General features: G+C 40.5%; 9 protein-coding genes. 2 read left to right on the top strand and 7 right to left on the bottom strand.

Features of this window, described 5'->3' with window-relative positions:
• Window positions 1-185: 185 nt before the first annotated feature.
• The 5 genes from H5202_RS13885 to H5202_RS13905 form a co-directional block, all read right to left on the bottom strand.
• Entirely contained in the window at window positions 186-554 is a 369-nt protein-coding gene (locus H5202_RS13885) for an acyl-CoA thioesterase (RefSeq protein WP_182772595.1), read from the bottom strand.
• Window positions 555-801: 247 nt separating this feature from the next.
• Window positions 802-1,812 (bottom strand): low-specificity L-threonine aldolase, encoded by a 1,011-nt coding sequence (gene ltaE / locus H5202_RS13890; RefSeq protein WP_182772596.1) that lies wholly within the window; start codon window positions 1,810-1,812, stop codon window positions 802-804.
• A 46-nt stretch (window positions 1,813-1,858) separates the two neighbouring features.
• Window positions 1,859-2,452, bottom strand: coding sequence for a thiol peroxidase (gene tpx / locus H5202_RS13895; protein WP_182772597.1), 594 nt, complete (start codon window positions 2,450-2,452; stop codon window positions 1,859-1,861).
• Between the two features lie 67 nt (window positions 2,453-2,519).
• A complete protein-coding gene (locus H5202_RS13900; protein ID WP_220493876.1) occupies window positions 2,520-3,353 on the bottom strand; it encodes a mechanosensitive ion channel family protein in 834 nt (277 codons plus the stop codon).
• Window positions 3,354-3,378: 25 nt separating this feature from the next.
• Complete coding sequence (locus H5202_RS13905; protein ID WP_182772598.1) at window positions 3,379-4,026, bottom strand: OmpA family protein; 648 nt, start codon at window positions 4,024-4,026, stop codon at window positions 3,379-3,381.
• Window positions 4,027-4,559: 533 nt separating this feature from the next.
• Here H5202_RS13905 and H5202_RS13910 point away from each other — a divergent pair.
• Window positions 4,560-6,068 carry a peptide MFS transporter gene (locus H5202_RS13910; protein ID WP_182772599.1) on the top strand — a complete coding sequence of 503 codons (1,509 nt, stop codon included), beginning with the start codon at window positions 4,560-4,562 and terminating at the stop codon, window positions 6,066-6,068.
• A 231-nt stretch (window positions 6,069-6,299) separates the two neighbouring features.
• Here H5202_RS13910 and H5202_RS13915 read toward each other — a convergent pair whose 3' ends face one another.
• Together H5202_RS13915 and H5202_RS13920 are read right to left on the bottom strand one after the other, a co-directional pair.
• Window positions 6,300-7,421: a response regulator gene (locus H5202_RS13915; RefSeq protein WP_182772600.1), complete on the bottom strand. Its 1,122-nt coding sequence runs from the start codon at window positions 7,419-7,421 to the stop codon at window positions 6,300-6,302.
• Window positions 7,422-7,467: 46 nt separating this feature from the next.
• Complete coding sequence (locus H5202_RS13920) at window positions 7,468-8,202, bottom strand: MlaA family lipoprotein (protein ID WP_443019409.1); 735 nt, start codon at window positions 8,200-8,202, stop codon at window positions 7,468-7,470.
• Window positions 8,203-8,589: 387 nt separating this feature from the next.
• On the opposite strand from H5202_RS13920, the gene H5202_RS13925 reads away from it, so the two are divergent.
• On the top strand, window positions 8,590-10,078 hold a 1,489-nt coding region (locus tag H5202_RS13925; RefSeq protein ID WP_182772602.1), incomplete at its 3' end, for a hypothetical protein.

Here is a 10,078-nt window from a genome sequence, read left to right on the forward strand (position 1 = left end):
CATTTAATCGATGATTATCAACAGCGTATCGCTAAAGTCGAATAATACATCAAGTCTATTTAGCATCAACATTAAGGAGCTATTATAGCTCCTTATTTTTTGTGGTTTTATGTTGAATCAGCTTTGCATCCTTGCCTTGTCACAACTCATGCTAACGGTACTCACCCACTGTAATATAAATACCATTAAGCTGCATTCGCTCGCATACCGTGCGGAATAGGTAAGCCTTTTTCATTCACGTTGACAAACACCATCTTATCGATGAATGCAATCGGCGCATGATTGATTTTATTGCGTATTTTACATCTAACGGTGACTGAACTTTGGCCTAAGCTGACGAGTTCAAACCCAAACTCAATAATATCGCCCGTTTGTGCTGGTGCCATAAAATTAATTTCCGATATCACTTTTGCAATATGGAATTGGCTACGCATTTGGCAACTGGCAAAAATAGTCGCTTCCTCATTAACCCAACTTAATAACTGGCCACAACATAGACTTTGAGTGCTATTAAGATGAATAGGCATGATGATATGACGTGAGAAATATTTCATAGTGACCTCATTATCTAACTTATTAATTTTGCGTTGTTAAACGCATACCTCTAAATAAGTAGCAACGATTAGGCCAAGTATTTTAAACTATACAAAATCAATTATATAAGACTAACCCTTGAATAATAGACTTATCAAAATGCCCAAAATAAATGCAGCTCCGCACCATAAAAAGGAAAAGGCCACACTATGTATGACCTTTAAAATGAATAAAACTGATAATACTTAACCAAAAACCAAACAATATCTAAACAATAATTTGCTTTAACGTATTAACAAAAACACTGATGTCATTAGCACTAATATCTTTATGAGTAACCAAGCGCAACTGGCGGCTCGGACTGATTATAATGCCTTTACCAGCCAGTTTGGCAGCAAGTACTTTAGGGTCGATATGCTCTGCAAGTGAGGCAAAAACCATATTGGTCTGCACCAAACTAACATCGACAGTAAACTCACTCATTTCAGCCAACAACAAAGCCAAGGTTTTTGCATTGTGATGATCATCCGCCAAACGATCGACCTGCTCAGTTAACGCTAACTTAGCGGCTGCAGCGATAATACCTGCTTGTCGCATTCCACCACCGAGCATTTTGCGCCAACGTGTTGCTTTGCCAATTAATCGCTCATCACCTAACAGAATCGACCCAATCGGCGCGCACAAGCCTTTTGATAAACAAATCGATACAGAGTCAAAGTATTGGGTAATATCGGCAATGGCAATGCCCTGTGCAACCGCAGCATTCGCAACCCGAGCACCATCTAAATGGAATTTAAGACCACGATTAAAGGCAAGACTTTGTGCTTGGGCTAAATAATCTTGGTTCAATACCTTGCCGCCAATAGTATTTTCTAAGCTCAATAACCGCGTTCGTGCAAAATGCACGTCATCAGGCTTAATTGCAGCTTCAATATCACTCAATAAAATACTGCCATCAGCTTGGTTATTCAGAGGCTGAGGTTGAATACTGCCTAATACTGCTGCCCCGCCACCTTCAAACTTATAGTTATGAGCTTGTTGGCCACAAAGATACTCATCGCCGCGTTCACAATGAGACATCAACGCTAATAAATTAGCTTGCGTACCAGAACTCACAAACAAAGCACCATCAAAGCCGAACATTTCTGCAGCCATATCTTGTAAATTGTTGACGGTCGGATCATCACCATAAACATCATCACCGACCTCGGCTCTCGACATGGCCAAACGCATTGCTTCAGTCGGTTGAGTCACCGTATCACTTCGAAAATCAATCATGCTGCATCTCTATCCTCTTTCACTCAACATTATCGAAGCTACGCAACTACTTCGCCGCTGATGAAATTTCTGTTAATGCCGCTAAAGCAGCATCATAGTTTGGGTGTTCACTTACTTCAGTCACTAATTCTTGATATTTCAATATGCCTTGAGCATCAATAATAAAAATTGAACGCGCTAATAAACCACGATCTTTTATCAACAAGCCATATTTTTCGCCAAAATCACGCCATACGGAGTCTGACAACACTTTAATTTTATCCACATTTTCAGTTTGGCAAAAACGCTTCTGTGCAAACGGTAAATCCTCGCTAATGGTTAACATCACCACATCTGCATCATATTGAGTAAACTCTTTATTAAATCGCTTTGTCTGTAATGCACACACGCCAGTATCTAAACTGGGTACAGCACTAATCAGCACTGTCTTACCTTTAAAATCACTCAAGCTTACCGGATTAAACTTTTCATCGACCACAGTAAATAATGGCGCGGCCGTATTAATGTCAGGCATGTTCCCTTCCAAAGCTACCGGGGTTCCGCCCATGGTAATCATGGTTTTTTCGCCAGCAAAACTAGGGCTACTCATAACAGATGAAGATAATAATGTGATTGCTGCAAAGGTTGAAAATAGCTTCATAGAAAAACTCCTTTTATAAAAAAACCAGCAAATGCTGGTTTTTTAAAATATTAAGTTGCCTGCAATATTATTTTGCTGGAACTTCTTTCACATGTAAATCCATTTGTGGGAATGGAATTTCAATCTCGGCTGCATCTAATGCGTTCTTGATTTGCTCAAGTAACTCAAAACGTGCAGTCCAATAGTCTGGTGTTTTAACCCATGGACGTACAACAAAGTTAATTGAAGAGTCCCCAAGCTCAGCTAGACCGATGGTGTAAATAGGATCTTTTAACACAAACTGGTTGTTATCTAGAATATCCGCTAACACCTTTTTGGTTTTAGCAATATCAGCAGTATACGAAACACCTATCGTTAAATCGATACGACGTTTTTCTAACGCTGAATAGTTGGTGATAGTGCCGTTCATAATCGCAGAGTTAGGCGCGATTATCATTTTGTTGTCACCAGTACGCAAACGAGTTGAGAATATAGTAATCTCATCAACCACACCGGCAACACCAGCAGCTTCAATAAAGTCACCTACGCGGCATGGACGGAAAAGTACCATTAATACGCCTGATGCAAAGTTCGAAAGCGAACCTTGTAAGGCTAAACCTACTGCTAAACCAGCGGCACCGATAACAGCAACCAATGATGCTGTTTGCACTCCAACTTGACCCAGTGTCGCGACAATAGTAAATACAAAAACCAACATCCATGCTAAGTTTGCCACAAACGAAACGACTGTTGGGTCCACTTTACGGCTGGTCAATAATTTGATTGTTATGCGTTTTGCCACACCGGAAAAGTACTTACCGATGAGAAAAATAACAATAGCAGCTAGCGCTTTAAGACCATAAGTCATCAAAAACTCAGGTGCCTGCTCCACTAAAGCGTCTAAACCTTCTATGTGTTCCATTTCTTTCTCCATTTTAATAGCAGTTTTATTCTGCCGATATAATAAACTCTACTCGACGATTACGCTGACGCCCTTCTATTGTGGCATTATCCGCGATCGGTTTTTTGCTACTCATGCCAACGATCTCTATCGACGCTGGTTGAAACTGGTACTCATTTACGAGTAAATCTTTAATATTAGCAGCACGTTTAAGGGATAGTGTTTGGTTAACGACATCGCTACCAATATTATCGGTGTGCCCTTCTAAACGGATAGCCACTTGCGGATGTTGTTCAATGTATTGTTTTACCCTAACCAAGGTTGGTCGCTGAGTTAACAGCACCACTGATTTATCAAAATCAAAATAAACTGGTTGAAGAATTGACCCAAAACAGTCTACTGCCACAGAAATATCTCTCTGCTGACGACATTGCTCAGCAATTAAAGCCGCATTATTTGTGACAGTCGCACCGAGTTCTGCGTCATCAAACTCAGCATCATCTTCTGCATCTTCATCAACAATCAATAACTCAGTATCAATACAACCATTTGCCATAACAACGCTATTAGCCGTAGTATCATTACAGGCATCTTTTTTATCAGGAACGCCGTCAAAATCTGTATCAACCCAGGCTTGGGCAGTGCTAATAAAGCAGCAGAGTAAAATCAATGTCACCGTTCGAATGATAGTCATACATACCCCTTCGACATGACATCGAAATTTGTTAATGAATCGTATTTTAACTGTTTATGGCTGAAATTAAAAGACAACACTTTATAATCAACACCTTGCACCATTACGTGTAATTAAAGTGTCACTTATGCGTGATATGAGTATCGGCCCCATTACAGAAAACCTTATTAAACCCAGGCTGGCCCAGTAACAAAGGCAATACACGTCGATAACTTTTTTGCTAGTAGATTGTTTGCAATGACACATTTTATAACAAGCTTAACGTCTCTGTTCCCCGCATTAACATTGACTTTATCGGCATGAAAAGGGTATATAAGGTTAGCTTTTTGATGTTTGGTTAGCATTCAGCGTCAAACTGACATTATTTATTATAAAAAATAAACAATAAAGTTGCTCAGTACTGCTTATTCACGGTCAAACACCCGATATTTCAGGTGTTAGTTGATTAATTAGTCATAGACAACTCTTGCAAACAATTATTTCTGTGACGATATTTTCTCACAGGCAATCACAAGCTTAAGGTGGAAGACTTAATGAGTGACGCAAAACCTCAAGGTACATTGTTTGGACACCCTAAGGGGCTGTTCTTACTTTTTACAACAGAACTATGGGAACGCTTTAGCTATTACGCCATGCGTGCAATTTTAGTACTTTATTTAGTAGATAAAGTGCAAAGCAATGAAGCGGGTGGCGGCTTAGGCTGGAGCCAAGCAGATGCATTATCACTATATGGTACTTTTACTGGCTTAGTTTACTTAACGCCATTAATTGGTGGCTGGCTAGCTGATAACATATTGGGACAGCGAAAATCTATTTATATTGGTGGCTTCTTAATGGCTGCTGGTCAATTTACGCTTGCTGCGCCACATAGCTGGATGCCAGGTCTAGAAACCACGATGTTTTATATTGGTTTAGGGACGCTAATTATAGGTAACGGTCTATTTAAACCAAACATCTCTACTATGGTAGGTGATTTATACCCTGCTGGTGATCATCGTCGTGACGGTGCATTTACCATATTTTACATGGGTATCAACTTAGGTGCTGCCTTATCAGGCTTTATCGTTGCTTGGGCTTATACCTCATTTGGTCATGAAGTTGTTATTGGTGGTGAAGAAGTGTTTATCAACAACTGGCAGGCAGGTTTCTTCTGCGCTGGTATTGGTATGATTTTATCGTTGATTATTCAATTTTTCTTTGCCCAAAAATTACTTGGCGACATCGGTGTCGAACCGGCAGCTAAAGTAGAACAAAGAAAAAATGCAGCTAAAGGTGAAACCAGAAGTGAACCGCTAACTAAGATTGAGCGAGACCGTATTAAAGTCATTATGGTAATGGGATTATTCACCATTATTTTCTGGGCTGGCTTCGAACAAGCAGGCGGATTAATGAACTTGTTCACTAACAATTTTACAGATCGTATGATTGGTTCGTGGGAAGTACCTACCACTTATTTCCAATCACTCAATGCTATTTTTATTGTTGTTTTTGCTCCAGTGATTGCCTCTATTTGGATCCGCTTAGGTAAAAATGAACCTAACTCGCCCGTTAAATTTGCGTTAGGTTTATTCTTACTGGCCATCGGTTTCTTATTCATGATGGGCGCAGTATTCGAAATGGGCGGCAACGCTTCAGTTAAATCAAGCATGTGGTGGTTAGTAGGAGCTTACTTCTTCCACACCATGGGTGAATTATGTTTATCACCAATTGGTTTATCTATGGTCACTAAACTGGCTCCATTGCGTATCGCATCGTTAATGATGGGTGCATGGTTCCTATTTATTGCTGCAGCAAACAAAATTGGTGGCCTAGTAGGTTCATTGATTGGTCATGGCGGCGAAGTCGAAGAACAACTCGCAAACGCAATGGCGATTTTTGCTGGGATTGGTATTACCTCTGTCGTCTCAGGTATTATTTTATACCTAATGTCAGATAAATTAGTTGACTGGATGCACGGTGCAGAAAGCAAAAATGATACTGAAGAACAAGTGTTAGAGGAAGAAATTGCAGTCACGGCCGAACACGAAGGAATTCAACGTTAATTGGTTTTGATGTAATTGTTATTCTTAATAAAATCCCCTCCAAGTTTGACTTGTGAGGGGATTTTTTATCGATAAACTAGAACGCTGCTAGAGACTATAAAATCATAGCTGCGAATCTCCCTAGCAAGACGAAGTCCGTTCTAGAAGCGAAGCGCACTATCAGCGTAGCGCCCTAGGATCTTAGCTGCGAAGCGACACTAGCAATTCGGAAGTTGCTTGGTATATCCCACATTACTTACAAGCCAACTGCATAAAGCCACCCGCTTTAATATCAGACTGATAAACTAACCCAGTAAAACGGTTTTCAAGCAGCTGTTGTTTATGTTCATAAAAATGTGTTCCGATACAAATTTGCTCATCTATTAACAAGGTTCTAGTTTGCATACTCGGCTTATCCCATAATGTAATGCCAAGAGGTGTTGATTCAGGCAATGCTAAGGGGGTCAGCTCATTACCGTTGCGTAAATAACACCTTAACCCTTTACCTGACTGCCCTATTGATAACTGGTAGTTAGTCAAGTCGAGGCACACATAGATGATATCGGTATTAATATGCAACCCAGACTTCACCATACGTTCATGAAGATAAGACAGCATATTATTGGGTTCAATTAACGTATTGCTTAAACCATTTCTAAACAACTTAAGTTTCTGGTTAATAAAACTGCGCAATAACACACAGCCAAAAGCAGCACTATTATCCTCTGGAGAAAAGTGTGCCATGTACATCACTAAGTGATGATCACCCACCATGGTCGAATCAATAAAGTAAGCACTAACATCGTTATTTTTAAATAGACTGTAATTGATTTCTGCTTTGGGGTAATAGATGTGTGAGGCAGGGAATAACTGTTGCTGAACACTTTTGGCAGCTTGAGTATTTTGCTCGAGTAAAGATAAATTATCAGTGAGCTCTTGGTAAGATAACTCATTCATTTCTTGTAAATGCGATTGCCCTGAAACATTCATAGGCGTGGCTGCAGACATCATCGCTTGTATGATTGCCTGTTCAATAATGAATAAATCAGCAATGGGTTTAGTCAGGTAGTCACAAGCACCAATGCGCAACGCTTCAACTACGTCAGACATCACATCATTACCAGAAATAACAATAGCGGGAATAGCAGGATTAATATCTTGCATTTGTTTAAGCATCGACAAACCATCAAGGCCAGGCATGCTTAAATCTGCAATAACAATATCAAATATAGCATCGGAAAAAAGGGCTATGCCTTCATCTCCATTACATGCTTGTTGAACCCGAGCACCTTGTCCCTGCAAAAAATCAGCAACGACATGGCGAAATATAGGGTCATCTTCAACAAAGAGGATCTCGACATCAGTAAGCGCCATACAACAACCTCGCAAACTACACTGCCGAGGTGCCTGTATGCCTCGACTATTCTAGTTCATCTAAATATTCGTCAAGTAACTCATCGTCCGCTTGACTAGATGGCACATCACCATCAAAAACTTTGTAATCCATATGCTGCAAATAGGCATCTTTTACAAAAGCATAAGGATCAAGAGCATTGTCTAATAATCTTTCTTGATCAATGGCTTTAGAGCGAGCATCCAAGCCTTTTAAGCCCCATTTTAATACTGACTGCCACATCGTTAGTTCAGATAAAGGAAAGTATAGACCATCCACCCAATCAGAGGCGATTTCTCTTGTCACAATTGGTCCATAAAACGGCGCCATAAAATAAGGACCATTTGGCGTACCGTAATAACCTAACACTTCGTTAAAATCATCCTGTTTACGGTGCATCCCCATCATGTCTGCTACATCAACTAACCCCAGTAAACCAATGGTAGAATTAACCGTAAAACGTCCGCCAGCATTAGCTGCCCACCTCCACTTTCCTTGTAAGGTATTATTCACCAGTGAGCTAGGCTCCTCTAGATTATAAACAAAATTATTAACACCTGTTCTAACTGGATTAGGAACATAGTCTTTATAACCATGCGCAACGGGTCGGATAATATATTTATCTAAAAAAAGATAGTTAAAATCCCACAATGTGCGGTTAACTTCTTCAAATGGGTCACGAGTATCATTGTATTTAATTTCAATCGCAGCTCGTGATGATGTGGTAACTTGAGGTGTTTCAGCTTCAGCACACACGGGCATGCTAACAGCAACGAACACCTGAAGTAATATCCATTTATACTTCATATAATTCTCTTTAAATGACAAAATGTACTACTCAACAAACTGCTGTTTTTGTCTTTTTATTAAAGCAATTTTTGTTCAAGTCGATATAATTTAGCAGGCTAGTATAAGGCTGTTATCATTCACTATTTAACAGTCAGGCCTTACTAATACGTCTTGGTTACCAGCAATTATTCACTAAAATGGCAATAAAACCCTATATGTTGCCCCAATAGAGGTAACAGGGAGCTAAGGATACTGTGCCATTTGACAATATCAATCTAAAAATTGTAAATGAAGTTGATATTATTCACTGACATGTTGATTGATTTCAATAGACAAACATGTACGTTTGATAGGATTTCTATGGCTGTACCAACAACGCTACCACAAAAAACGGTTAATGCCGTCACATTCAAACCTGCAGATGCTAATCCGCAGCCAGCGTCTGAGCGCAAACAAACTCAAACCGATAGTACTGCCTTGCCAGCAAAAACCTCAAATGAAAAATCCGTTGTATCCAGCAGCTCGACCACAAAATCAGATTTAACAGCAGTATTATTGCCCGTGAAAGTAGTACAGCCACCAGCAAGCGCACAACTCGACGTCACCATTGAAAATCAACAGTACCAACTTAACAAGACCGCTGAACTGCAAAAGTTATTACAACAGACAGCGCAAGTAGTTATAGCAAGCGATCAAGCTAAGCTTGTGGCTCGTGCCGTTTCCAGCGTAAATTTACCCGTAGCCCAAACAGAAGCCATCAATAATCAAGCTACCTCGCCTGCAATTCCAACGGCTTCTGCAGGCTCAACTACCACATCACCCACCCAAACGGTGGCTACTCAATTAGTGCTTTTGGCACAATCCATTCAGCTTTCCTTACCACAAGGACTCGAACAGCTGGCAAAACAAAATGGCGTATCAACACAACAACTAGCTACATTGGCAACCAGAGCACAAGGTTATCCTCTGCCAACGGCAGTAATAGACCAAGGGAAATTGATCTTTGCTGGTGGCACAAGTATTCAATTATCGCCCAATACCGCGTTAAACTCAGGCCAATATCTAGCCAAGGTAGTGGTGCAACATCAGCAATTGCAACTTGCGCTCACGCCGGTCATTGCAGAATTAACCGTTAATTTAACGAAACTCACCACAACGCCTCAAACAGGCCAGTCTGTCCAAGCAGCAAACATTATCATCACTAAAAATGAACCAGCACAAATTCTCAGCCAATTTCTAAAGAAGCTAGAATCAACACCATTGCCTACAATTGATAATGCGGTAAAAGGAAGTGATGCCCAACAAAAAACGTCTAATGAATTAACGTCGTCTTCGGCCAAAGTCGTCCAAGATAGTACTACAGTAAAAAATGTGGCACTGGTAACACAACAAAATAGTCCGTCAAGACTAACCACAGATTCGACACTCACTAAAGCTGGCATTAATATGGCGCAGCAAGCTAATCTAGACAAAAGCTCTACCAACGCAGTAGAGCAAACATCGCTACCATCAAAATTATTGACGCAACAAAACACCCCCATTGAATTAACGTCTTCTTCGGCCAAACCAGGGCAAGATAGTGCTACAGTAAAAAATGCGACACCGGTAACACAACAACATAGTCCATCAGGACCACCTCCGGAATCGAATCTCGCTAAACCTGGCAGTAATATGGCTCAGCAAGCCAATCCAACAAAAAGCCCTACCAACGCAGTAGAGCACGCATCGCTGCCGACAAATTCATTGGCGGAACAAAACGCACCCAAAACAAACACTGCTACAGCGATAGACAATGGCGAAAGGAACAATCCACCAATCAACAATCCATCAATCAACAATCAACAAATCA

Origin of the sequence: Shewanella sp. SG41-4 (assembly GCF_014164505.1) — a bacterium.
Taxonomy (GTDB): domain Bacteria; phylum Pseudomonadota; class Gammaproteobacteria; order Enterobacterales; family Shewanellaceae; genus Shewanella.

What these genes read in the sequence shown, in the direction of transcription:
- H5202_RS13885 (WP_182772595.1), bottom strand. Translation starts at nt 554, where the DNA reads ATGAAATATTTCTCACGTCATATCATCATGCCTATTCATCTTAATAGC.
- ltaE (WP_182772596.1), bottom strand. Translation starts at nt 1,812, where the DNA reads ATGATTGATTTTCGAAGTGATACGGTGACTCAACCGACTGAAGCAATG.
- tpx (WP_182772597.1), bottom strand. Translation starts at nt 2,452, where the DNA reads ATGAAGCTATTTTCAACCTTTGCAGCAATCACATTATTATCTTCATCT.
- H5202_RS13900 (WP_220493876.1), bottom strand. Translation starts at nt 3,353, where the DNA reads ATGGAACACATAGAAGGTTTAGACGCTTTAGTGGAGCAGGCACCTGAG.
- H5202_RS13905 (WP_182772598.1), bottom strand. Translation starts at nt 4,026, where the DNA reads ATGACTATCATTCGAACGGTGACATTGATTTTACTCTGCTGCTTTATT.
- H5202_RS13910 (WP_182772599.1), top strand. Translation starts at nt 4,560, where the DNA reads ATGAGTGACGCAAAACCTCAAGGTACATTGTTTGGACACCCTAAGGGG.
- H5202_RS13915 (WP_182772600.1), bottom strand. Translation starts at nt 7,421, where the DNA reads ATGGCGCTTACTGATGTCGAGATCCTCTTTGTTGAAGATGACCCTATA.
- H5202_RS13920 (WP_443019409.1), bottom strand. Translation starts at nt 8,202, where the DNA reads ATGCCCGTGTGTGCTGAAGCTGAAACACCTCAAGTTACCACATCATCA.